Origin of the sequence: Aeromonas dhakensis (assembly GCF_002285935.1) — a bacterium.
GTDB lineage: Bacteria > Pseudomonadota > Gammaproteobacteria > Enterobacterales > Aeromonadaceae > Aeromonas > Aeromonas dhakensis.
This window is the reverse complement of sequence record NZ_CP023141.1, coordinates 3,855,768-3,879,628: the sequence shown is the minus strand read 5'-3', so window position 1 is coordinate 3,879,628 and position 23,861 is coordinate 3,855,768. Positions and strand designations below refer to the sequence as shown.

Here is a 23,861-nt window from a genome sequence, read left to right as displayed (position 1 = left end):
ACTGCCTCTCGGGCGTCGAACTGATCCCCGGGCCTGTTGCAGGCAAAAAGGTAACGTTCGAATCTTGTTGTGGCTGCAGATTACCCCGCTTGCATCTCATTGCACAATGGCTAGTCGATACTTTTTTCGCCAAGAAAAACAATGCAGCCTGACGGTCTGAATTTGCAAAAAAAGCCAGCCCGGCAAGGGGCTGGCGTGGGTGACGGGCGCCGGCTCAGAGTACGAAGCTTTGCACCATGGCACGCAGCTGCTCAGTGAGCTGGTGGATCTGGCGGGCGGCGTCGCGGGCCGCGTTGGCTACCTGCAGCGCCTCGTCGCTGCCATCGGAGATGCGCACCACGTTGCGCTCTATCTCGTTGACCACAGCCCCCTGCTGCTCGATGGCGCTGGCAATGACCGAGTTGGTGTCGACCATGCTGCCCACCCGTTCGGTGATGGCGCCAAAGGCCTGTTGGGCCTCCTGGGCCAGACCGACCCCCTCCTGCGCCTCGCGGCTGGCTGCGGACATGGCGCTGACCGAGGCACGGGCGCCGGTTTGCAGCTGCTCGATCATCTGCTGGATCTCGACCGTGGCCCCCTGGGTGCGACTGGCCAGCGAGCGCACCTCGTCGGCCACCACCGCGAAGCCGCGCCCCTGCTCGCCGGCGCGGGCCGCCTCGATGGCGGCGTTGAGGGCCAGCAGGTTGGTTTGCTCGGCGATGCCGCGGATCACCCCGATGACGCCACCAATCTGGCTGCACTGCTGCTCCAGCTGGCCGATGGCCTCGGCGGTGCGCAGCACCTCGCGGTTGATGTGGTCGATGGCGGTGATGGTACGCTCGACCACCGCCTCGCCCTGACCCACCACGGCATGCGCCTCCTGGGTCATGCGGGCGGCCTGCTGGGCGTTGCCTGCCATGTCGTGGGAGGTGGCGGCCAGCTCCTTGATGGCGGTAGCCACCTGGTGGGTCTCCCCTTGCTGATCGGCGATCACCTCCTGGGAGCGGCAGGTCCGTGCTTCGATGTCGGTGGCGCTCTCCACCACGCTGACGCCGTTCTCCCGTACCCGCAGCATCAGGGTACGCAGGGTCTGCAGGGTTATGTTGTAATCCCGGCTGATGGCCGCCAGCTCATCCTGGCCGACGATTTCGATCTGCTGGCCGAGATCCTGGGCGTTGACCCGGGCGGCGATCTCCCGCACCCGACCCACGGTGGCGCGCAAGGAGAGATAGGCGCCGATCATCAGGTAGAGATAGACCAGCAGGATGGCGGTCAGCGGCCCGGTCACCCACCAGAAGTGGCGCTGGTTGGCGGTCATGCGCTGGTGCAGATCCGCCTCTAGTCGCTGGCGCACCTGACCCGCCAGCGCCGTGATGGCGGCATCCAGCCCATCCCCCAGCGCCAGCACCTCCTGGCTGGAGAGCTGCACCTGCTGATCCTTCATCATCTTGCTTTCCAGGGTGTCGACCCCCTGATGGGCCTGCTGCAACAGGGCGTCGGTCTGCTGGCCCAGCTCGCTGCGATAGGCGGGCGCCATTTCATAGAGCAGGGTCAGGTCGGCCTCCAGCTCCTGCAGGGTGGCGTTGATGAGGTCGAGGCGAAAGCGCAGGGCGCTATACCCCTGCGCCTGAAACAGGCCGAAGTCGGCGATGGTGGCGGCCCGATCCCGAACCTGGGCCAGCAGGTCGCGCAGCTGCGGCAACCGCTCGCTGGCGAGCACCACCATGTAGTAGGTGCCGAGCGCGGGATCCTGCACCAGGCTGCTGGCGGCGGTAATGCTCTTGTAGAGGTGGCGCACCTCGGTCAGCAGCTTGTCGTGGCGCAGGTTGCTCTGATCCACCTCGAGTCCGAGCGCCTCGTTTTGCAGGCCGGCCCAGCCCTGGGCGAGGGCATCAAAGGTGGGGTTTTGCTGTCCACTGGCGGCAAAGGCGGCCAGGCTCGCATCGACGGCCCGGGCCGCGGCCTTGACCTCCTCTTCGTCGACCGGATTCTGCTCATAGCCGTGCCGGGTGACCAGGTTGCGATGGCTCAGCAGGGCCTGCTCGATGGCGGGCAGCGGTGCCAGCTTGACCACGCCGGCCAGCTCCTTGCGGGCCTGGGCATTGTCGTCCTGCAGCCGGCCCAGCAGGTTGGTCATGCTGTAGGCGAGCGGCAGCAGCATCAGGCATGACCAGAGCAAAAACTTGTATTTGAAGGAGAGCTGATTGCCGAGCCGGATGGCGGGCATGAATATCCATTTCATATGAAGCCTCGGGCCCCGAGGGGGGCGTGTAGCGGGATGGCTGGATATTACTCCTCGCCGGGGAGGCTCGGTTGGAAGGGCGGTGGAAGTTGTGATCCTCTTGGCTTTTTCACTCAGGAAGGGGGCTGAATGGGTCAAACAGGCGGGCCACCCTCAGGGTGGCCCGCCGCCGATGGCACAGGGTGCCGGCAGATCAGTTGAAGGCGAGGAAGGGCGAGACGCAGAGCAGCAGGCCGGTGACGATGATGATGTAGAGGGAGACCCCCTTGTACTTGTGCAGCGCCGGCACCTGATAGACCAGGTAGGCCGGGATGAGGCAACCCACCATGCCGAAGATGGGGCTGCAGATGGAGGTGAAGCTCAGCACCGGGGCGTTGAGCACGATGGCCCCCCAGGAGAGCAGCACGGTGAACACCATGATGCCCTTGCCCACCAGCCCCTTGTTGATGCGATCTTCCGGCATCACCCGGCGCAGCAGGTTCATCGCCAGCCCCTGGCAGGCTTCACGAAAGCCCAGATAGACGCCGAAGTAGGCGGTCATCACCGCGAAGATGTTGAGGGTCAGGCTCAAGAGTTTGAGGGTCTGGCCCGGCATGCCCTGGGCCACCATGGCCAGCGCCGAGATGTTCTCCTCGGAGGCCTTGACCGCCTGCTCGTGGCCCATGGCCAGGGTGAAGGAGACGGCGTAGAAGAACACCACCACGAACAGGATGCCGAAGGCGATGTTCATGGCGCGCATCGCCTTGAAGCGGGCCACTTCCAGGGATTTTTCCCGGGAGCGGTAGGAGATCACCATGGGGCTCAGGCTCTGGATGAAGAGAATGGAGGTGAGGGTGAAGGGGAGCATGACGATGGCATCCTTCAGCCAGTCACCGCTGGCCGGCATGGCGGTGATGTTGGCGGCATCCCACTTGCCCACCATCATCAGGCCGAGCACTGCCACCACGCTGATCTTGGTCAGCACCATGAAGGTGGAGATCTTGAACAGCAGGTTCTCGCCGCGCGAGGCCAGCGCCACCAGGGCGCAGATCAGCACCAGCCCGTAGAAGGGATTCTCGGAGAGCAGTTGCTGGGTGACCCCGAAGCTTTGCAGGAAGGAAGCGCTGTCATTGGTGATGGCGGTGGAGTAGACGAATACCCAGATCACCAGCATCACGAAGTAGAGGGCCCCGAGCAGCACGCCCCAGTTCTTGCCGAGGTAGCCGCTGATGACGCTGGGGTAGTCCTTGCACTCGGGCGAGGTGGCCAGGGTATTGATGAAGAGGCGCTGGAACATGTACATGGCCGGGTAGCCGATCACCGCCGACAGCAGAAACACCCACAGCCCCATCAATCCTACCTGCACGGGCAGGAAGACGATCCCTGCCCCGATGGCCATGCCGATGCTCATGATGACCCAGCCCCAGTCGGTGCTGTCAAAACGAACCGCTTCTTTCCATTCCAGCGTGCCCATTACGGGCCGGGTGAGTGTCGTACTGTGCGCGTCCATAAAATACCTTGTTTTTGTAGGGGTAAAAATCAAGTGCAAATATAGTTGAATAAAAAGTGGCAAAACAATGCCTTTTATCGCTCTTTTACCCAAAAAGGGAGGATGATCACGCTTTCCATTTGCACTATTACCGAATTTATCGCTGTTTTTGCAGGTTTTTGTTGAATGAAATGATTAATGAGCAAATAATGTTGAACAAGACAAGACTGTTGATTACAAATGATTGCAAAAATAATTGCATTTTAAGGAGTGGCGATATGAAAAAGATCATAGTGGCGGATGCCGCACCCGATGCCATCGGTCCCTACAGCCATGGCACAGCCTATGGCGACCTCATCTTTACCTCCGGCCAGCTGCCGGTGTGCAAACAGCAGGGCGGCGTGGTGGATGGGGGCATCGAAGCCCAGAGCCGTCAGGCGCTGGAGAACCTCAAGCATGTCTTGGAGGCCGCTGGCGGCAACCTGGATACCGTGCTCAAGACCACCTGCTATCTCGCCGAAATCAGTGATTTTGCCGCGTTCAACGAGGTTTATAAACGCTATTTCCTGAAAGATTGTCCGGCCCGCAGCTGCTTTGCCGTGAAGGATCTGCCGATGGGTGTCAGGGTGGAAGTGGAAGCGATCGCTCACATCGCTGGTTAATGTTGATAGAAAGGGTGTTCTGATGAAGCAAGCGTGGCAGCAGTATCTGCAGATTATTCAACAGGTTGTCAAACCGGCGCTGGGCTGTACCGAGCCCATCGCCGCCGCTTATGCCGCCGCCGTCGCCGCCCGGCAACTGGGCTGCAAGCCCGTCCGGCTGGAGGTGGTGGTGTCGGACAACCTCTACAAGAACTCCATGGGGGTCTATGTGCCGGGCACAGGCAAGATTGGGCTGGCCATTGCCGCTGCCGCCGGCGCCATCGGCGGCAACGCCGAGGCCGGGCTGGAGGTGCTGGCTGCCATCACGCCGGCCCAGGTCGCAGAGGCGCAGGCGCTGATCGATGCAGGCCAGGTGCAGGTGAGCCGCACCTCGGCCCCCGAGTTCATCTATTGCCGGGTCCGCTTGCTGGGCCTTGATGCAGAGGGCACCGAGCACAGCGCCGAGGTGACCCTGTGCGGCGGCCATACCCGCATCGTCGAGCAGCGCCGCAATGATGAAGTGACCTTCACGGCCGAGCAGGGTCAGGGCGGCGCCACCGGCGCCATTTGCGACGGGGTCGATATCAGCATCGCCGCCATTCATGAGTTCGCCACCCAGGTGGAGTTCGAGCAGATCCGCTTTATCCTGCAGGCCTCCGAGCTCAACGGCAAACTCTCCGACGAGGGGATGAACAACCCCTACGGCCTCGAGATCGGCCGCACCATGCAGCAGAACATCCAGGCCGGCCTCATCGGCGAAGACGTGATGAACCGCATCGTGATGCGCACCGCGGCGGCCTCCGATGCCCGCATGGGGGGCGCCAGCCTGCCGGCCATGAGCAACTTTGGCAGCGGCAATCAGGGCATCGCCGCCACCATCCCGGTGGTGGTCATCGCCGAGCGCTTTGGCGCCAGCGAAGAGCAGCTGGCCCGTGCCCTCATCATGAGCCACCTGGGGGCCATCTACATCAAGTCCCACTATCCGCCGCTGTCGGCCTTTTGCGGCAACACGGTCACCAGCGCGGCGGCGGCCATGGCCATGGTCTATCTGGCGGGCGGCAGTTTTGAACAATCCTGCCACGCCATCCAGAACGTGCTGAGCGACAGCGCCGGCATGGTGTGTGATGGTGCCAAGGCCTCCTGCGCCATGAAGGTAAGCACCTCCTCCGGGGCGGCGGTGCGCGGCTTCCTGATGGCGCTCAACAGCCATGCTGTGTCGGGGCAGGGGATCGTGGCGGGCAACGTGGAGCAGACCATTCGCAACGTGGGCCAGATGGTCAAAGACGGCATGTCTGCCACAGACAGCACCATTATTGATATCATGTCCGCCTGAGTGTCCCTGTCGGCTGCCGCCCTTGCCCGGGTCGGCAGCCCTTTTATAAGGTTTCAATGTGAAGCTGCAAGAGCTGAGTCAGACCGATTTCGAGATCCTCAAGGCGATGGAGATCATCGTGGACGGCATCGCCGCCATGTATGGTCAGCACACCGAGGTGCTGCTGCACAGCCTGGATGCGCGCAATCCGTCGATCATCAAGATTGCCAACGGCCATATCACCGGGCGCAGCGTCGGAGCCCCCATCACCAACCTGGCGATGATGAAACTCAAGAGCGGGCAGGATATCTCCAGCCCTTACATGACCAAGTGCGCCACCGGCAAGACGCTGCGCTCGCTCACCACCGTCATTCGCAACGGCGAGGGGCAGGCCATCGGCTTGCTCTGCATCAACACTGACATGGATGCCCCGCTGCAATCCGTGCTGCGCACCATGATGCCGGAGTGCCTGCACGGCCACGATGGTCACGCTACCCCGGAGGTGTTTGCCCGCAACATCGATGAGGCCCTCAACAGCACCATCGACACCGTCAGTGCCGAGGTGCGCGGCAACGAGGCGGTGCCCCCGTCCCAGAAGACCCGGGTCATGGTCAACCAGTTGCACGAGCTCGGCATCTTCGAGCTCAAAGACAGCGCCCAGATAGCGGCTCGCCAGCTCGGCATCTCGGTTCACTCCATCTACCGCTATCTGCGGGAGATCAAGAAGGGCTGAGCACGGCGCCAGTCGGCATAAACGGGTCAGCAGTGACCCGTTTTGTTTTTTCTTTCCCCCGTCTGCGCCTTGGCTGCCCCGGCACATCTGCTACCATGCCTCTCTTGTTTTTGTTATCTCGTTGAACCTGCTGGAGAAACCATGTCCCGTACCCTCTATCTGCTGCGCCACGGCCAGACCCGTTACAACGCCGAACTGCGACTGCAGGGGCGCTGCAACTCCGAACTGACCGCCAAGGGCGAAGCCCAGGCCCTCGCCATGGGGGCCCGCCTGGCCAAGCTGCTGGCCGAGCCTGCCGACTGGACCCTTTACGCCAGCCCCCTCGGCCGGGCGCGCCAGACCGCGGAGCGGGTGTGCCAGCAGCTTGGCTTGGAGCAAGCGCGTATCGTCTGGGACGAGCGGCTGGTGGAGTTGGGGATGGGAGAGTGGGAGAGTCGCCGGGTACCCGAGCTGCTGGCGGCCCACCCCGAGCTCGATCTGGAGCAGCCGGACTGGTATCTGCAGGCCCCCGAGGGGGAGAGTTTTCAGAGCATTCAGGGCCGGGCCCTGAGCTGGCTGCAGGATGAGCAGATCGCCGAGCGCGCCATCGTGGTCTCCCACGGCCTGTTCGGCGCCATGCTGCGCGGCGCCTATGCGGACCTGGATTACACCACCACCTGGCTGCAGGAGCTGCCGCAGGATGCCTTCTTCAAACTGAGCGGTGGCCGCATCGAGCGGATCCCCTGCTGACCCAGACCAACACGGCTCGCCACTGGCGAGCCGTTTTTTATGAGCGACGAAGGCGCGTTATTCTCGCACCAGCCTGGGTAGCGCCTGATAAAGGGCCTCACGCTTTTGTGCCTGGTTGACGCCATAGTGCAGCTCACGGTGGCAATTAGGGCAGAGCGCCACCGTGTTGCTGATGGTATCCGAGCCCCCTTCGGCGAGTGTGCGCAGATGATGCACCTCTAAAAAGGCCTCCCCCGTGGTGGCATGAAAAGGGGCCGGTTGTGCGCAGCTTTCGCAATGGCCTGCCGCCGTCATCAATACCCAAGCCTTCACCTTTGGATCTCGCCCATAGCCAGGACTGGCTCCATAACGCTGCTTTGGTTCTTGAATGCCTGTGGGCATGGGGAGTGTTGGCTTGGTCTGGTAGCGGCTCACTTGATGCTCAAAGGCAGCCTTGCCGGTATAGGGTTGGCCATCGAGTTCACAGAGCAGGCGCTCTATGATGGGGGCATTGTGGGGGCCCACGTTTTTAGCCGGTTTGAGACCAGATACCCAGGTTCGTCCTAGCAGGGCGCAGATATAAGAGATGTTCTGCATTCGATACTCGAATGCCTTCTCGGTGCGGCCAAACTGGTTAGCGAGTTCGGTGTAATAGCGCTTCTTGACGAAGGGGATGCCATTTTGCTCCATGGTGCGCATCGCCAGGTAGGCGCTGACCGTCGCCCTTAGTTCCTCTTCTGTCCATGACTCGCGCAAAACGGGCTCCTCAGCACTGTTTCTCGGTCGCCTCTCGCCCCCGACATGATCGGGATGGCCCCATCCGAGTTACCTGATATGGCGCGAATCATAATCCAATCGACACCTTATTTCAGCCGTGTTGGCACAATAATGTGTGCACCATCAAGCAATTAGCTGATAGTAAGCAGTAGGCTAGAGTGGGTTCTTTCGTTGAGGACTTAGAGTAGGGGAGTTACAAACGTCAGTTCACCCAGGTCAACCACAAGGAGGTGGTGATGGATCCGGTTTCTTATCTCTTCTCGGCTTATCTCAATCTGGTACAGCAGCAGGTATCGGATATTTATGGCACTGAGCTCAAGTCGCTGGTGGTGGAGTATGAGGGGGAACAAATCCCCTTTGCCTTCCAGTTCTGGCAGCTGCAGCCGAAAAGCGTCTGCCGCAGCTACGAGCAGGATGCACGGCGCTTCAGCCAATGCACCGTCAAGGCGGCGGCGCTATTTGGCAAGCTGTGCGATCAGTTGTCCCGCCAGGACGACAGCCACTCGCAGCAGCCCCAGTATCGCGCTATGTACTGTGCCGCTTCAGTCAACTACCGCCCCATGATCGCCGACATTCGCGAGAGCAAACCGGATGCGGCCCGGCAGGCTGAGCGCGCCTGCAATCAGGCCATTCTGGCCGCGATGGACAGTGATGATGAAACCCTGCTGGCCCAGCGTGATCAGGCGTGTGGTACCCAACAGTGAAAGCCACCGCCGCCTTCACTCAGCTAGCGGCTCTGCTCGACCATCTTTGCGCCATTCGGCACAGTTGCCAGGTGGGCAATTGGGTATGATGAGGGGGCCCACAAGCCAGTCTGTCTGGCCAGCGCTATCGACACACATCAGCCAGGAGGGGACATGATCAGCCATATCGACCATCTGGTATTGACGGTCAGTGACATCGAGCGGGCCGTCGCGTTTTACAGCTCGGTGCTCAACATGGAAGCCATCACCTTTGGGGCGGGGCGCCGGGCCCTGCGCTTTGGCAACCAGAAGATCAATCTGCAACTGCTGGGGCAGGAGCCGCGCAACCGGGCGCAGGTGGGCTCGGGGGATCTCTGCCTCATCACCCGCTGGCCGCTGGAACAGGTCATCGCCCAGCTCCATTGCCACGGGGTGGAGATTGTGGAGGGGCCGGTGACCAAGAGCGGAGCCTGCGGCCCCATCGAGTCGGTCTACTGCCTGGATCCGGATCAAAACCTGATTGAGATCAGCCGCTATCCCTGATGGCGCTTGGCATCGGGTGACGGCCGGTGGATGCCGCCCTGCCTGAGCAAGTACTGAGGGAGCCTACGTCAGCACCATACTGACGCACAGCCGCAACGGGCCCTGGCCAGGGCCCTAGAAGGGAGCCTCGCTCTCCTGCCCATCCTGTAGAAACTGTTCCCGCTCCGCCTGATAGGCGGCCTCGTCTTCGCTGTCCCAGACCGGGGTTGGCTGCTTGCCGGCTGGCGGTTGGGCTGGCGCTGTCAGCGTCTCTATCACCTTCTGCTGCAGATAGGGGTAGAAGGGGTTGGAGGAGGTGCGGGTGAGGGCGCCGGGGTTGACGATCAGCACCCCGCGCTCACCGCGCAGGGCCAACCCCCCCAAATTGATGCCGTATTGCTCGCGCTGCTCGGGCCGTGGCGCCATGCCGTAGAGGGGGTCATCCATCGGGAAGGGCAGGGCCACGTGGGAGAGGGAGTAGATCTCCCTGGGGTAGTCGATGTCGAGGGGCTGGATTTGCTCAGGCCCGCCGCCGGCCGGCAAACTGCTGGCCTGGGTGCGGGTGCTGGCGGGAGCCTGGTTGCCCACCACCGTCAGCCGGTAGGAGAGCGGCGGGCGCGGCAACAGGTGGCTCAGCGCCAATTCGGAGGCGCTGCTCAGCAGCGGGCCAAACAGGGTGCCGCGGTTGATGTCGAACAGCACCAGCTCGCTGCCGTTGGCAGGCAGGAAGTGATAGAGATCGGCGATGATGGAGCGGGTACTGACGGTGTAGTCCATCACCGACTGGAAGGTGAGGGTGGGCGGGAAGGCCGCCAACTCGCCGCTGGCAGCCTGCTCACGCACCTGCTGCTGGATGGCGTGGGTCAGCCGGTAGGACTGGCGCGCGCCGTTGACCGGAAACGAGTTGTACTTGAAGGGGTTGAACTCCGGCATGGTGTCGAGCCAGGCGGCACTGGCAAAGGCGGGCAGCAGGGCGGGCACCGCCTTGAGACCGGCGAAGCGGGCAAAGCGGGTCACCCCTATCATGGGGGAGATAAGCACCAGTCGATCCGGCCTTGTCAGCGTGCCCGTCTTGTCACCTTCCGCATCGAGCGCATATTTCACCGCCAGCGCGCCGCCGTTGGAAAACCCTACCAGATGCAGCGGCAGCGGGCTTGGCGCCAATACCCTGGCCTCGCGTACCGCCAGCCGGGTGGCGGCCAGCCAGGTCTCCCAGTCGATGTCGACCAGCCCGGCCGGCACGGTGCCGTGGCCTGGGATGCGCAGCCCCAGAGCGATGAAGCCCTGCTCGCGGTAGCGCTGGGCCAGGTGGCGCAGGCTGTAGGGGGAGTCGGTCAAACCGTGCAGGAACACCGCCACCCCTTTCACCTCGCCGTTTGGGCGCAGCAGATAGGAGCGGTTCCAGTCAGTCTCAAAATGAGCCGGATTGATGGGGGCGTCCTGATAGTAGCGATTGCTGTCGAGCTGCTGCTCCGGCGGCGTTCTGGCGACGACCTCCCTGGTCACCAGCTCGAACAGCTGCTGTTCGTGGGCCAGATAGGCCTGCCAGTCGCTGTCATCGAGCTGCTCGGCGCTGAGCTCGGGCGGCACCAGGGTGTGCCAGGGTTGCAGCGGTTCGGCCTGCCAGGCGAAGTAGGCGATCAGGGCCCAGCCGAGCAGCAGCAAGCCCAGCAGGCTGAGAAGAAGGCGGCGAACGAGGCGGCGGGTGCGAGCCAGCATGGGATAGTCCTTGGCACTGATAAAAGAGAGGCGGCCCCGCGTCCACGGCGGCCGTACTAAAGCTCGAAAGCTGGCTTAAAGCCTAAGGGAAACAAGATGATAAGTACAGGCAGCAGGCCGGGATGAGGTAGATGAGGGGCGCCAGGAGGTGAGGCTTTGGGCATTGTCCTGGCTGGGGATAAGGCGCTTTCATGGCGGCACTTGACGCCTGCGGCGCCGTTATATGGGGACGCATGGCGCACCGTTTTGGCGTGACGCGGCGCGCATTTTACGGGGCGCTGTGCCGGCCTGCTGCAACTATCCTGCGTGTGCGGCAGAGCAATGTGCTAATGTGCCGGCGTTTTTTGCTGACAAGGCCGACCTCGGCCGGTTTTAAAGATGGAGTGATATGCACAATTTTGACCTGGTGAGCCGGCCATCCCGCGCTCTGATGAGACATGCGCAGGCCGTGGGCCGCTGGCAGGTGACCCATGCTGGCTGATGAATCCATGCGTCTGAACAAATACATCAGCGAGAGCGGCATCTGTTCGCGTCGCGAGGCCGACCGCTTCATCGAGCAGGGCTGTGTCTTCATCAACGGTAAACGGGCCGGGGTGGGGGATCAGGTGTTCGCCGGGGATCTGGTCAAGGTCAACGGCCAGGTGATCGAGCCGCGCGAGGCGGACAGCCTGGTGTTCATCGTGTTGAACAAGCCGGTGGGTATCGTCTCCACCACCGAGGCGGGCGAGAAGGACAACATCGTCGACTTCGTCAACCACAGTACCCGCATCTTCCCCATCGGCCGGCTCGACAAGGACTCTCAGGGGCTCATCTTCCTGACCAACCACGGCGATCTGGTCAACAAGATCCTGCGGGCGGGCAACGATCACGAGAAAGAGTATCTGGTGACCGTGGACAAGCCGGTCACCGACGAGTTTATTCGGGGCATGGGCGCCGGGGTGCCGATCCTGGGTGCCGTCACCAAGAAGTGCAAGGTGAAGAAAGAGGCGCCGTTCGTGTTTCGTATCACGCTGGTGCAGGGGCTGAACCGCCAGATCCGCCGCATGTGCGAGCACTTCGGCTTCGAGGTGACCAAGCTCGAGCGTATCCGCATCATGAACGTCAGCCTCAAGGGGCTGCCGGTGGGCGAGTGGCGCGATCTCGACGGTGACGAGCTGATCGAGCTGTTCAAGCTGATTGAAGACTCCTCCTCCGAGGTGAAACCGGCCAAGGGGGCGCAACCGGGCAATGCCCAGGGTGGCAAACCCAAGGTGCCTGCGGCGCAAGGCAGCAAGTCGGCACCGGGCAAGAAGCCACGGCGCGACGACGATCACGAGATTGGCGGTCGCCCCAACGTGCCGGGCCCGGAGGCGTTCGAGAAACGGACCCCGGCAGGCAAGGGTGCTACGGGCAAAGGCGGGTCAGCAAAAGGGAGCGCTGGCAAAGGAGCCCCGAACAAGGGGGCCAAACCGGCCGCTGGCAAGCCGCGCGCCGGTCAGGGTGGGCGGCAGAAGAAGGGGCGTTAAGCCCCCTCTCACTCCCCGCGTTGACAGTAAAAAACACCGGCCACAGGCCGGTGTTTTTGTATCGATGACCCGCGATTCAGAGCTCGTCGCGGGGCTGGGTGGTGTAATCAGGCAGGGTGCTGATGGCGCTCTCTTCCTGAGGCACGCTGGCAGGGTCAAGATCGCCGCCGACGTTGCGTGGATCCGTCGGTATGGTGGAGGGGATCACCACCGCCTGCTCTGCCAGTCGCCAACCCAGAATGGTTTCCAGGCGTCCCCCTTCCTCTTCCGGCCCTGTGATGGCCTCCAGCTGCAGCGGCAGGGGGTGACCGATCAGGCGGCCGACCTCATCGACGGCGCCGGGAGCGGCCAGAGTCTGCTGGGTCGCGTAGAGGCGGGGCAGTGCGGCGCGCGGCACATACACCCGCAGCAGCACGCCATTGCGGATGCGGCCACGGGCATCCGCTTCCTGATCCTGGGCGTAACCGTAGGTGAGGGCCGGATCGCCGGCGACATAGAAGCCTTGCCAGGGGGCGATGGAGGATTGATCCCGTTCATGCACCCCCTCAAACACTATGCTGTGGGCGGCTTCGAGGAAGGTGCCGTGATAACCGACGAAGAGATAACCGCGCGCCAGCAGCTGGCGATGGGCCTGCTCCAGGCGGGTCACCGACCAGTTGCGAGTACCGGCCGTGCTGAAGCTGACCTCGTCCCCGTCACCCAGGAAGCTGGCACCGTTCGGATAGTCCCGCTCCTGCAGGGCATCGGCACTGTCGGCCGGCGCCAGGCAGTTGAGATCGGCGGCGGGGCAGGTGAGATTGACCACGTCGGCGCTGGCGGCCTGTTCTTGGCTATTGCCCGCCTGCTGGTGGCTAAAGGCATCGCTCTGGGCGGCCGCCATGCTCAGGGCCAGCCGTGCCTGGGCCGGGTTTTCCCGAATGGCTTGCGCCAGCTGCCCTCGTGGCGTTGAGCCATCCTCTGGCGTGGTGTTGGCCAGCGCCTGGGTGATCACGGTATCAAGCTGGGACCATGGCAGGCGGGTCAGCAGATAGAGGGTGACGAGATTGTGGACCGGATAGCCACACTGGCTGAGCTCTTCCCAGCCTCTGGGTTGACGGCTTCTGGCCAGGGATTCAAGGGGGATGGCGCAAACCTGATGAGTGGTGAGGGCCGCCAGACCGTCTCCCTTGGCAAAGTGCAGCCGATGACTGATGGCGGTCGGCACGATATGGGTGTCGTGAGAGGCGGGTGCCCCGGCCAATACCCGGTAGACCTTGCCTTCCCAGGTATCACCCAGGTTGCAGGTGCGCTGCGACAGATAGTTGTAGACCGCATCCAGCGGATCCAGCAGGCACAGCACCTTGCAGGTGTGCCACTCGCTCCAGCGTTTATGGCGGCTGTGCTGGGTGGGCGCCGCCACGAAGCCGACACCGGCCGCACTGAGGGTGAGGCTGCGATTGATCTCGTTGTTTTCCACGTGCCTGACGAAGAGCGTCGAGTTGCTGGCCATGGTGCGCAGCAGGTCGTCGCTCACTTCGATGCTGTAGATGGGGGAGATATGGCTCACCTCGGATCCTGCATCCAGCTCATGGAAGAAGACCTTGATGCTGGCGGGCGCATCGTCGCCGACGGGAACCAGCCAGTGCAGCGACCAGTTGCCGCGTCCCTGGCGGGTATAGCTGTAGGTGCGTGGGCCCTTGTCCGCGGTGGCGCTGGTCAGGGTGATGGTGGTGCCATCCGTGCGCAGGGTCAGCGCATTGCCGAGGGCCAGCTTGAGGCTGTTTCCACCTTCTTCCAATACCATGGAGTAGTGCAGTACCCCGGAATCGGTCTGTCCGCCCAGCAGGCTGGCGACATCGAGCTGGCTGGCGCGCACCCCCTGGGCCAGATCCAGGGTGCAGCGGGTAGCGCACTCCTGCCACAGGTTGAATGACTCGTCGGCCATGACCGGTGAGATGGCACCGCCTAGCATGGCCAAGCCACCGAGTAGAGAAGCCCATTTTGTGTTTGTCTGCATGTGATTTCCTTTGTGTGATAGCAAAGCCACTGGCGCGTGGCGCTCTCCTCCTTGATGAATACAGCCTCTTCCCTGTCAGACGAAACGAGATTAATTCTCGTCTGAGTGCCTTACCTTAATGGGCTCATATGGCAGCACAACCCTCCATATGGGAAGATTTAATATGTTATAAATCAAATGGATATGAAGTGCTTTGCTGATGCTTTGCTCAGCTGGCCCGATGCCGGAAAGCGAGCAAAGGATGGAAAGGAATAGCAGGGGGGTGAGTTTGCCTCCTCATCTGGAAAAGGAGGCGAGTACAGATCAGCTGATGGGCGTGGGGGTGGGAGACGGTGTGGCCAGCTTCATGGCGCTGGGGTAGCGGCGCGGGTCGAGACGCAGCACCAGCAGGCTCATCAGCACCAGGCCGGCCAGCTGCCACTGCCAGGCGGCGGCGAAGTCACCGCTCAGGTGATGCAGGCGGGCCGCTACCCAGGGGCCGGTGGCTGCCAGCATGAAGCCGAATCCCTGCATCAGGGCGCTGAGGGTGCCGGCGCGGCGCGGATCCGGCAGGTGATCGAGCGCGATGACCATGATGAGGGAGAAGCTGCCGCCAAGCCCGGAGCCGCACAACATGCACCAGAGGATGGGGGCGGCAGTCGGCGCCAGCCAGAGGCCGCCAAAGCCTACTAGTTGCATGGCGATGGCCAATCCCATCCAGGGCCGCCGGTCGAGCCGGCGGGCGGCCAGCAGCGGCAGGCCGAGGCCGCTCACGGTCTGGGCCAGTGCCAGCCAGGCCACCAGCTCGCCCCCCTGTTGGGGGCTCCAGCCCTGCGCCATGTAGGCCGGCGCCAGCCAGGCCACGACGATGCCGTAACCGCTGTTGATGATGCCAAAGCAGCTTATCAGCAGCCAGCTGCGGGGCAGGCTGATGAGACGCTGCTCGCCGCCGCCGGACATTGCCACCGGCGCTGCGGGCAGCCGTACCCGCCAGCCGAGCCAGCCCATGGCCAGCAGCACCGGCAGGCTCCACAGCGCCAGCGCCTGAGACCAGTCGAGCCGGGCGGCGAGCTGCGGGGTGAGGCTGGCACCCAGGGCCCCGCCCCCCATCATGCAGGCGGAGAAGATGCCCATCACCAGCGGCACCTTCTGGGCAAAGGCCTGCTTGATGAGACCGGGCAGCACCCCCTGCACCAGGGCCGAGCCCAGCCCGCAGAGGGCGGCGCTGGCGATGAGCAGGGCGCCGCTGGCCGCCTCGAAGCGCATGGCGCTGCCCATGCCCAGCAGCAGCAGGGCCGCCCCCAGCAACTGGCGCGGCCCGCTGCGACTGCGCAGGGCCGGGGTGAGCAGCACGCCGCCACCGATGAGCCAGAGTGGCAGCAGGGTCAGCCAGGCCTGGGTGTCCATGCCAAGCCCGAGCGCCTCGGCAATGTCGCGGCTCAGGGGGCCGATGGCGGTGAGAAACGGCCGCAGGTTGAGCCCGATCAGGATCACCAGCACCAGCAGGGCCTGCTGCTGGCGCGTATCGATGCGGGCCTCAAGCATGACTTTGCGCACCATAGAGCTCGGCGGCGGCCAGCGGGCTCGGCAGCTTGATGAGCGGCAGGGGGGGCGGCGCGAGGGGCAGGCCCAGCTTGCGGTAGGCGGCCGTGCTGTCAAAGCCGAACGGGGCCGCATCCTCGTTATCGAAGGCGTAATAGACGGCGGCGATGCCGTTCATCACCAGGGCGCTCAGGCACATGGGGCAGGGGTGACCGCTGGCGTAGACGATGGCGCCCGCCAGCGGCCCGACCTGGCTGGCCTGGCGCAGGGCTTCCAGTTCAGCGTGGCGGGTGGGGTCGCCATCCTGGTGCATGCCGTTGACGGCGCTGGTCACCAGCTGGTTGCCTTGCACCAGCAGGGCGGCAAAGGGTCTGCCTCCCTGCCGGCGGTTGTGGAGGGCCAGTTGCAACGCCTGCTCCAGCCACTCCTGATGAGTGGGGTTGGTGGTGAGCGAGGCGATCAGGCGTGAGCCGGCGGGTTCGGCAAGGGAGTGGGGCATGACGGATCCTCGAGGCAAGGGGAGGAGACCAGCCTAGCGGGGAAGCCAGCCATGGGGAAATTAAATGATAGAATGATATCCAGTGGTTTTGTAAATGGAGTCACCATGCTGGATCCCCTCTTGCTGCGCAGCTTTGTCGCCATCGTCGACAGCGGCAGTTTTACCCGCGCCGGTGAACGGGTGCACCTCACCCAGTCCACCATCAGCCAGCAGATGCGGCGGCTCGAACAGCAGCTCGGCTGCCCGCTGCTGGATCGCTCCGGTCGCCAGGTGGTGACCACGGCAGAGGGGGAGAAGCTGCTGGGGCTGGCCCGCAGCATCCTGGCCCTGCTGGCCCGGGCCGAGGAGCAGGTGGCCGAGGCCAGCCTGCAGCTGAGTCTGGGGGTACCGGAGGATTTTGCCGCCGGCGCCATCGCCCCGGTGCTGGCGGCCTTTGCCCGCGATTACCCGCAGGTGCGGCTGGAGGTGCACAGCGGCCTCAGCCACGAGATCTGGCAGCGTTTCGAGGCCGGCGAGCTGGACTTGGCGCTGGTCAAACAGGCGCGGGGACAGGGGATGCCGCGCGCCTGCTGGCGCGAACCGCTGGCCTGGGTCGACAGCCGAGCCTGGCCCGCCAGCGAGCGGGATCCCCTGCCGCTGGTGGTATTCCCGAGCGAAGGGCTCTATCGGCGGCAGCTGACCGAGGCACTCGACGGGATGGGGCGGCGCTGGCGCATCGCCTACGTCAGCGCCAGTTTGGCCAGCCTGCAGGGGGCGGTGAGCGCCGGGATCGGGGTCAGCCTGCTGCCCCGGCGCCTGCTGCAGCCGGATCAGCAGGAGCTGACCCACTGGCCGGCGGTGGCGCCGGTGGAGCTGGCGCTGCATCTGGGGGCGGAGCGCGGCGAGCCGCTCACTCGCCTCTGCGAGGCCCTCATCAGCCTGTGCGATCGGGTGATGGGGCCCGCTGAGCAGTGAGAGGATGCAGGCAGGGGCCTGCTTAGCGCACCTTGGTGCGCACGATGAGCAGGGTGATGAGCGCCAGGGTGAAGACGAGCGGAGCCCAGGCACCGTGATGGCTCACCAGGGTGGCGCCGGCGGCGGCCACCCCGGCCACCCCCTGCTGCAGGAAGCCGCACAGGGCCATGGCGTAGGCGCCGTGCTCGCGGCCATCGCTCACCGCCAGCGCCATGCTGTTGGGAAAGAGCACCGCCTGCCCGAAGATGATGAGGCAGTAGCAGGTCATCATGGCCACCAATCCGCCGCTGCCCTGCAGGGCGCCCAGTGCCCAGAGCAGCAGCATGCCGCCGGCCGCCAGCAGTATGAGCGCGGCCCCCTGGCGCATCAGCTGGCGGCCTCCCACCCGGGCGACCCGCCGGTTGACCGTCATGGCGCCGGCGAAGTAGGCGATACCGATCAGCAACCCCAGACTGCCGAAGGTGGTGACCTCGAGGGCAAACCCCTGCTGCAGCACGAAGGGGCTCACCTCCTGCAGGGTTACCGTGATGGCAAAGCCGATGCCGCCGGCACAGGCCGGCCAGAAAAAGCCGGGGCGGCGCAGCAGGCTGGCGTAACGGGCCCACATGCCGCCGCCCGCAGCCGCCGGATTGGGCCCGTGCAGCGGCAGGCTGCTCATCAAGAGCAGCGCCAGCACGCCGACCCCGGCCATCAGCACGAACCCCAGCTGCCAATGGGCATAGTGGCTGATGAGGCCGCCTATCCACTGACCGCCGCCAAGGGCGGTGATGAAGGCAATGGAGAGCACCGAGAGGCGGCGCGCCAGCTCATCGCCGTGCCAGTGATCCCGCACCAGGATGCGGGCGATGATGGCCGCACCGCCGGCCGCTACCCCTTGCAGAGTACGCAGGATCAAGAGCAGCGGCCCCTGGCTGGTGGTGGCCAGCAGCAGGCTGAGGCCGACAAACAGCAAGAGTGACAGGGCGAGGGGCAGCCGGCGACCGTAACGATCGGCGGCGGCGCCCCAGAACAGCACCGGCAGGGCGGCGCCGATGACGAACAGCGAGATGGAGAGCTCGGCCCCCTGCCGGGTCATGGCGAGATCCGTCATCACCACGGGCAGGGAGGGGAGGTAAACGGTGGTGGCCATCTGGGCCATGAAGACGATGAGGCAGGCCAGCGTCATGATGCGGGCGGAGCGGCTCCAAAGACCAGCCTGGTCGAGACATTCCTGGTTATCCATAACAACTCTCGGGCAGTAGGGGAGCCATATCCTTGCACCGCCCGTGCGCCGAGTCAGCCCCTCGTCTGGGTTAAACCTGGCCGGTTTACCAGGGCAGAGCGCGGTATGCTCAGGCGATGGCCTGGCGCGGCAGCACGGCGAGCCAGAGTTCGACCTCGCCGCTGCCGGTCTCCGGGTCAAAGGCGGCGCCATAGCGCTCGAAATCGGGCTGGTGGGCCGACTGGTAAGCGGACTGCGCCAGCCACTCCAGCGCCAGCTGCCAGGTGTGCGGCATGGTCGAGACATGCCCCTGATGCAGGAAGACGGCATAGGTCTGGGGCTCGATGCGCATCCGCCCCAGCATCTTGGGCAGCACCTCCAGCGCGGCGACCTCTACCGCACACATGTATTCGCACTCGGTGGCGGTCACGCCGCAGATGACGCCATAGGCATGTTCGCCCAGCTGGCCCGGCAGCGGACCCAGGGCGCTGAAATCGCGCCACTGGCCGCCGAAGTCGGCGTGGGCGAAGGCATGGTGACGGCGCAGGCCGCCAAGCAGCATGGGGCGGCCGGTTTCAAAACGGATGGGATCAGTCATGACACCTCCTAGGCAAAATGGGGTGGGCAAGGCAACCTTGCTCAGCACTCCTTGCCTTCGTTGAGCTTGCGCTGATAGTCCGCGGAGACGATGGCCAGCGCCGCCAGGGCGAGGGCCGGCTCAATCCGGTTGGTCTCCAGCAGTTCGATGAGATCCACCGCGAGCTGGACCTCGGGCGGGGCAGTTTCCAATGACATGACAGACTCCGTAACGGGGAAAACGCCATTATACAGGGCCGCACCCGGATGGGGACCTGTCTGGTTGCGGGCGACCCGGCTAGAGGTGCTGGCGCATCTCCTGGTCGATCTGCTCGCGCAGGGCCATCAATTTGAGGGCGTACTGCTGCAGCTGCCGATCGCTCTCGTTCTGCGGTTGCCACTGGGGCACCGGGGTCGGTTTGCCGTGCTCGTCCATTGCCACGAAGATGATGATGCAGTGGGTGGTCTTGTGGCGCTCTCGCTGGGTCGGGTGGCGGCTGTAGACATCCACCGCCAGGTGCATGCTGGTGGTGCCGGTGTGGATCACCTGGGCGTGCACCTCCACCAGCTGACCTATCTGGATGGGGCGCAGAAAGCGGATCCCCCCCACATAGACGGTCACCGCGTAGCCGCCGCACCAGCCGGCGGCGCAGGCGTAACCCGCCTGATCGATCCATTTCATCACCATGCCGCCGTGCACCTTGCCGCCGAAATTCACATCGGCGGGCTCGGCCAGAAACTGCAGGGTCAGTTCGCGGGGTGGGGTCATGGGGTCTCCTTGATTGAGGGTCATTGCCGGTAGCTCTTGCGATAGTCGTCAGCCTGCTGGCAGGGGGCCAGGTTGTTGAGATCGGGCCGTTTGTTGCCCTCGCGCTGGCCGAAGCTGGCGAACTCCTGCTGGCACTTGGCAGCCTTGCCGCCCGCCTTGATGCAGGCGTCGATCCGCTGTTGCTTGCCCTGTTCGACCAGCTGTTGCTGGGCCTGCTGGCAGGCCGCATCCAGCTTGGCCTGTTTGGCATCTCTGTCCTCCACTGCGGCCAGCAGGGGGAGCGAGAGGGCACAACCGAGCAGCAATACGAGCATCTTCATGATGATTTTTCTCCTGATGGGGGGCGTCCGGCAATGACCAGGGCGATCCCCCCCAGGATGCCCAGGGTCGACAATACCAAGCGCAGCGACCAGGACTCATCCAACCAGATGAGCCCGGCCAGGGCGGCGAGCAGGGGCACCAGCAGCTGGACGCTGGCGGCCAGGGTACGGCCAAGGTGAGGCAGCACCAGATACCAGAGCGCATAGCCAAGGCCGGAGGCCAGCGCCCCCGAGGCCAGGGCATAGCCGATGGCGGCGGGGCTGGTCTGCAGCTGCCCTAATAGCAGATAGAGCAGGGCGGCCGGCAGGCTGGCGCGCAGAAAGTGGCCGGCGTTGGCGGCGACCGGGTCGGCAAAGCGCGAGGCCCGCAGGGTATAGCCGGCCCAGGCGATGCCGGCCACTATCATCAGGGCCGCCCCCAGCGGATCCGGCGCGCTGAGGCCGGGTAGCAGCAACACCACCAGGCCCGCCATGGCGAGCAGCAGGCCGAGCCACTGGCGGCGGGGCAGGGGCTCCCCGCGTAGCAGGGGCGGCGCCAGCATGCTGAGCTGGACGGCGGCAAACAGCAGCAGGGCGCCGGTGCCTGCGGTCAGGGTGAGGTAGGAGAACGAGAACGCCGCGCCATAGGTGATGAGGGCCAGGGCGCCGCCCCAGTCCCCCTGGCGGGGGGATTTTTTGCGCGCGCCGCACAACAGCACCAGCACCAGGGCGCCGCTGGTCAGGCGCAGCAGGGTGAAGAGGGCGGGATCCATCCGCTCTTCGAACAGGGCGAGCCGGCAGAGCACCGAGTTGGCGGCGAACGCCATCAGGGTCAGCAGGGTCAGCGACAGCAGGCGGGGCAGCGGCATCCATTCACCTTGAGTTCAGTGGGGCAGGTTCAGCATGGTTCACCATCCAACGAGGAGGTCCCATGAAACAAATGCTGGAGCAATTGATGGGAGCTGGCAAGGGCTGGCTCAACGAAGGTGGCGACAGCCGCAAGGCGCAGATGAAGGGGATGGCGCAAGGGGGCCTCGCCGCCGGTGCCATGGCCCTGCTGCTTGGCAACAAGAAGGTGCGCAAATATGGCGGCAAGGTAGCGGCGGTGGGCGGCGCGGCGGCCCTCGGCGGCCTGGCCTACAAACTCTATCAGGACTGGCAGGCCCAGCAGTCTGCCCCGGCCCAGCCGACCCAGCCCCTCGATACCCTGCAGGGCAATGCGCTGGATGCCAGAGCCGCCCTCCTGGTGCGCGCCATGGTGGCGGCGGCCCGGGCCGACGGCCATATAGACAACGACGAGCGTCAGAAGATCCAGCAGTACCTGACCGAGCAGGGCCAGAGCGATGCGGCGCGCTGGATTGATGCCGAGCTGGCTCGCCCCCTGGATCCCCACGCTCTGGCGCGGGAAGTGACCGACATGGAGCTGGCCACCGAGGTCTATCTCGCCTCCCTGCTTGCCATCGACGTGGATCACTTCATGGAGCGCGGTTATCTGGACGAGCTGGCGCGCGCCCTCAAGCTCGATGAGAACCTCAAAGGCAGCATTGAGCGCCAGGTGGCCCAGCTGGATGCCCCCGCCTGACCCCCCGCTCAGTACATGGATTGTCGACAAGGCCCCGTGACGGGGCCTTGTTGTTTTCAGATGCCTGCCAAAGGCTGTTACCGCACTTCTTGTCTGGCCGGGCAGCCACTATGATGGAGCCCTGATCAAAGGGAGCAGATGAGACCGTCTCATCACCAGGACACATCATCGTCAGGACACAGAGGCAAGGAGCATTCATTGGAAATACGCAAGGCACGTGAGCAGGACATAGACGCCATCCTCGAGCTGAACCGGCAGATAGGGGAGATCCACTTCGCGCAGGCGCCGCAGGTATTCTGCCCGCCATCCCCCGAGGAGCGGGCCTTTCTGCTGGCAGCCATCGCCGCCGAAGGGCGCCTGTTTTGCGTGGCCGAGCAGGAGGGGGCCGTGGCGGGCTTTCTGACCGCCCGCATCGACATCAACGAGACCATCCCGTTTCTGAGCAAGGAGCCCATCTGCCGCATCGGCACCCTGGTGGTCGATGAGGGGCACCGTTCCCAAGGCATAGGCAAGGCGCTGATCGCCCATTGCGATGAGTGGGGCAAGGCGCAGGGCGCCAGCCAGTTGCGGCTGGAGGTGATGGCATTCAACGAGCGCGCCAAGGCGCTCTACGAGAGGTTGGGGTTCAAGATACTGTCACAGACCATGGCCAGATAAGCCCGTTTCAACCGGATAATTTCGCAAGGAAAAGGCCCCGTCATGGGGCCTTTTGGTCCTTGGCGGGAGCTGTGTCCAGCTGTTGGTGAATAAGTTCGGCCAACCGGGTGAGGGCCGCCTCCAGCTGCTCGCTCCAGGGATGGGAGCTGTTGAGTCGCAGGCAGTGGTTGTGCAGCCCCTTGCTGGAAAAGAGGGCGCCGGGCGCCAGCGAGAACCCGCTGGCCAGCGCCCGGGCGTGCAGGGCGCGGCTGTCGAGGCGCGGGTCAAACTCGAGCCAGAGAAAATAGCCGCCATCGGGGGAGGAGATGCTCACTTCCCCCGGCAGCAGGCGCAGCAGGGCGGCCCGCATCTGCTGCTGGCGCTGGGCCAGGGTGTGGCGCAGCCGGCGAAAGTGGGCATCCACCCCGCCCTGGCGCAGCATCTCGGCCAGCGCCAGCTGGCTGGGCACATTGGTGGAGAGGGTCGACATCAGCTGCAGCCGCTGCACCCGCTCGGCGTGGCGACCCGCCACCACCCAGCCGACCCGAAAGCCCGGTGCCAGGCACTTTGAGAAGGAGCTGCACAGCAGGCTCTCGCCCCGGGTATCCCAGTATTTGATGGGCCTTGGCCGCTCACGGCCAAAATAGACCTCGGCATAGACGTCATCCTCCACCAACGCCACCCCGCGTCGGTTGAGCAGCGCCATCAGCGCCTGCTTGTGCTCATCCGGCATGGTGTGACCCAGCGGGTGCTGAACATTGCCCATCAGCCAGCACGCCTTGATGGGGCGCTGGGCAAGGGCCTCCTCCAGCAGGGCGAGATCGATGCCCACCCCCGGGATCACCGGGATCTCCACCGCATTCAACTTGAGCCGCTCGATGGCCTGCAGGGCGCCATAGAAGGTGGGGGACTCCACCACCACCCAGTCACCGGGCTCGGTCAGCACCTGCAGACTGAGGGAGAGCGCCTCCATGGCGCCGGTGGTGATGATGATCTGCTGGGGGTCCACCGCCAGCCCCTCGCTGGCGTAACGCTGGGCGATGGCCCGGCGCAGCGCCTCGTTGCCGGGGGGCAGGTCTGCCACCGTGCTGAAGGGGTCGAGCCGACGCATGCAGCTGGCCAGCGCCCGGCCAAGCTGGGGATGAGGAAACAGGGTGGGGTCGGCCACCGACATGCCAAGGGGCACCAGCCCCCGTGACTTGCTCGCCTGCAACACCTCGAACACCAGATCGTTGATGTCCACCGAGCCGCTGTAGTGAGCCTGCTGGGGCAGGCTGGCGGCAGGACGGGAAGGTGCCGCCTTGACGTAGTAGCCGGACTGGGGGCGGGCGAGGATCCGCCCCTGGCTCTCCAGCAGCTGATAGGCCTGCAACACCGTCATGGGGCTCAGACCATGGGTCTTGCAGCTCTGGCGGATGGAGGGGATGCGTTCGCCGGGTTGCCACACCCCGGCTTCTATCTGCTGTTGCAGGCGGTCGGCCAGCTGACGGTAAAGGGACATGTGATGCAGTAACTGTTATAGATGTAATTCAATATAAC

At 64.4% G+C, this 23,861-nt stretch carries 24 protein-coding genes; 10 read left to right on the top strand and 14 right to left on the bottom strand.

Translation table 11 applies throughout. From position 1 onward, the window contains the following. Nucleotides 1-214 precede the first annotated feature (214 nt). Entirely contained in the window at nt 215-2,221 is a 2,007-nt protein-coding gene (locus CK627_RS17980; RefSeq protein ID WP_095593019.1) for a methyl-accepting chemotaxis protein, read from the bottom strand. A gap of 193 nt (nt 2,222-2,414) precedes the next feature. Next, the gene (locus CK627_RS17975) at nt 2,415-3,710 is read right to left on the bottom strand and encodes an SLC5/6 family protein (RefSeq protein WP_005299451.1); all 1,296 of its coding nucleotides are present in this window, start codon (nt 3,708-3,710) and stop codon (nt 2,415-2,417) included. A gap of 257 nt (nt 3,711-3,967) precedes the next feature. Here CK627_RS17975 and CK627_RS17970 point away from each other — a divergent pair, with 257 nt between their 5' ends. From CK627_RS17970 to CK627_RS17955, 4 genes are all read left to right on the top strand, one after another. Then, nucleotides 3,968-4,351 carry a Rid family detoxifying hydrolase gene (locus CK627_RS17970; RefSeq protein WP_095593018.1) on the top strand — a complete coding sequence of 128 codons (384 nt, stop codon included), beginning with the start codon at nt 3,968-3,970 and terminating at the stop codon, nt 4,349-4,351. Between the two features lie 22 nt (nt 4,352-4,373). Then, a complete protein-coding gene (locus CK627_RS17965) occupies nt 4,374-5,663 on the top strand; it encodes an L-cysteine desulfidase family protein (protein ID WP_005299458.1) in 1,290 nt (429 codons plus the stop codon). A gap of 58 nt (nt 5,664-5,721) precedes the next feature. Further along, nucleotides 5,722-6,375 (top strand): helix-turn-helix transcriptional regulator, encoded by a 654-nt coding sequence (locus CK627_RS17960; protein ID WP_005299461.1) that lies wholly within the window; start codon nt 5,722-5,724, stop codon nt 6,373-6,375. A gap of 141 nt (nt 6,376-6,516) precedes the next feature. Beyond that, a complete protein-coding gene (locus CK627_RS17955) occupies nt 6,517-7,104 on the top strand; it encodes a histidine phosphatase family protein (RefSeq protein ID WP_017783919.1) in 588 nt (195 codons plus the stop codon). A 57-nt stretch (nt 7,105-7,161) separates the two neighbouring features. On the opposite strand, the gene CK627_RS17950 is transcribed toward CK627_RS17955, so the two are convergent. Further along, nucleotides 7,162-7,839: an HNH endonuclease gene (locus CK627_RS17950; RefSeq protein ID WP_095593017.1), complete on the bottom strand. Its 678-nt coding sequence runs from the start codon at nt 7,837-7,839 to the stop codon at nt 7,162-7,164. A 257-nt stretch (nt 7,840-8,096) separates the two neighbouring features. On the opposite strand from CK627_RS17950, the gene CK627_RS17945 reads away from it, so the two are divergent. Continuing rightward, a complete protein-coding gene (locus CK627_RS17945) occupies nt 8,097-8,564 on the top strand; it encodes a hypothetical protein (protein ID WP_017781761.1) in 468 nt (155 codons plus the stop codon). Nucleotides 8,565-8,717: 153 nt separating this feature from the next. Beyond that, nucleotides 8,718-9,086 (top strand): VOC family protein, encoded by a 369-nt coding sequence (locus tag CK627_RS17940; protein ID WP_010634411.1) that lies wholly within the window; start codon nt 8,718-8,720, stop codon nt 9,084-9,086. 114 nt (nt 9,087-9,200) lie between these two features. Here CK627_RS17940 and CK627_RS17935 read toward each other — a convergent pair whose 3' ends face one another. After that, complete coding sequence (locus CK627_RS17935) at nt 9,201-10,784, bottom strand: alpha/beta hydrolase (protein WP_095593016.1); 1,584 nt, start codon at nt 10,782-10,784, stop codon at nt 9,201-9,203. Nucleotides 10,785-11,254: 470 nt separating this feature from the next. On the opposite strand from CK627_RS17935, the gene rluF reads away from it, so the two are divergent. Next, entirely contained in the window at nt 11,255-12,289 is a 1,035-nt protein-coding gene (gene rluF, locus CK627_RS17925) for a 23S rRNA pseudouridine(2604) synthase RluF (RefSeq protein ID WP_095593015.1), read from the top strand. Between the two features lie 76 nt (nt 12,290-12,365). Here rluF and CK627_RS17920 read toward each other — a convergent pair whose 3' ends face one another. From CK627_RS17920 to CK627_RS17910, 3 genes are all read right to left on the bottom strand, one after another. Continuing rightward, nucleotides 12,366-14,246, bottom strand: a complete 1,881-nt coding sequence (locus CK627_RS17920) for an exotoxin A binding domain-containing protein (protein WP_095593014.1) — start codon at nt 14,244-14,246, stop codon at nt 12,366-12,368. A gap of 342 nt (nt 14,247-14,588) precedes the next feature. Beyond that, nucleotides 14,589-15,809 (bottom strand): cyanate transporter, encoded by a 1,221-nt coding sequence (locus CK627_RS17915; RefSeq protein WP_095593013.1) that lies wholly within the window; start codon nt 15,807-15,809, stop codon nt 14,589-14,591. Beyond that, a complete protein-coding gene (locus CK627_RS17910) occupies nt 15,802-16,305 on the bottom strand; it encodes a nucleoside deaminase (protein ID WP_024942217.1) in 504 nt (167 codons plus the stop codon). The genes CK627_RS17915 and CK627_RS17910 overlap by 8 nt, the downstream gene beginning before the upstream one ends. Nucleotides 16,306-16,410: 105 nt before the next feature. Between CK627_RS17910 and CK627_RS17905 the strand changes: the two genes are divergently transcribed. Continuing rightward, nucleotides 16,411-17,259: a LysR family transcriptional regulator gene (locus tag CK627_RS17905; RefSeq protein ID WP_095593012.1), complete on the top strand. Its 849-nt coding sequence runs from the start codon at nt 16,411-16,413 to the stop codon at nt 17,257-17,259. A 22-nt stretch (nt 17,260-17,281) separates the two neighbouring features. Here CK627_RS17905 and CK627_RS17900 read toward each other — a convergent pair whose 3' ends face one another. The 6 genes from CK627_RS17900 to CK627_RS17875 form a co-directional block, all read right to left on the bottom strand. Continuing rightward, nucleotides 17,282-18,481: an MFS transporter gene (locus tag CK627_RS17900; protein ID WP_095593011.1), complete on the bottom strand. Its 1,200-nt coding sequence runs from the start codon at nt 18,479-18,481 to the stop codon at nt 17,282-17,284. Between the two features lie 109 nt (nt 18,482-18,590). Then, nucleotides 18,591-19,058, bottom strand: a complete 468-nt coding sequence (locus CK627_RS17895; protein WP_095593010.1) for a GyrI-like domain-containing protein — start codon at nt 19,056-19,058, stop codon at nt 18,591-18,593. A gap of 41 nt (nt 19,059-19,099) precedes the next feature. Further along, on the bottom strand, nt 19,100-19,255 hold the full coding sequence (gene rsmS / locus CK627_RS17890; protein WP_005299504.1) for a pleiotropic regulatory protein RsmS: 156 nt from the start codon (nt 19,253-19,255) through the stop codon (nt 19,100-19,102). Between the two features lie 79 nt (nt 19,256-19,334). Beyond that, nucleotides 19,335-19,805, bottom strand: coding sequence for an acyl-CoA thioesterase (locus CK627_RS17885; RefSeq protein ID WP_005299506.1), 471 nt, complete (start codon nt 19,803-19,805; stop codon nt 19,335-19,337). A gap of 20 nt (nt 19,806-19,825) precedes the next feature. After that, nucleotides 19,826-20,125, bottom strand: coding sequence for a hypothetical protein (locus CK627_RS17880; RefSeq protein WP_054545151.1), 300 nt, complete (start codon nt 20,123-20,125; stop codon nt 19,826-19,828). Beyond that, a complete protein-coding gene (locus CK627_RS17875; RefSeq protein ID WP_095593009.1) occupies nt 20,122-20,973 on the bottom strand; it encodes an EamA family transporter in 852 nt (283 codons plus the stop codon). The genes CK627_RS17880 and CK627_RS17875 overlap by 4 nt, the downstream gene beginning before the upstream one ends. Nucleotides 20,974-21,035: 62 nt before the next feature. Here CK627_RS17875 and CK627_RS17870 point away from each other — a divergent pair, with 62 nt between their 5' ends. Then, a complete protein-coding gene (locus CK627_RS17870) occupies nt 21,036-21,686 on the top strand; it encodes a tellurite resistance TerB family protein (RefSeq protein ID WP_017766005.1) in 651 nt (216 codons plus the stop codon). Nucleotides 21,687-21,824: 138 nt separating this feature from the next. Then, the gene (locus CK627_RS17865; protein ID WP_095593008.1) at nt 21,825-22,343 is read left to right on the top strand and encodes a GNAT family N-acetyltransferase; all 519 of its coding nucleotides are present in this window, start codon (nt 21,825-21,827) and stop codon (nt 22,341-22,343) included. Between the two features lie 40 nt (nt 22,344-22,383). On the opposite strand, the gene CK627_RS17860 is transcribed toward CK627_RS17865, so the two are convergent. Next, nucleotides 22,384-23,823, bottom strand: coding sequence for an aminotransferase-like domain-containing protein (locus CK627_RS17860; protein ID WP_017779411.1), 1,440 nt, complete (start codon nt 23,821-23,823; stop codon nt 22,384-22,386). Between the last annotated feature and the right edge of the window lie 38 nt (nt 23,824-23,861).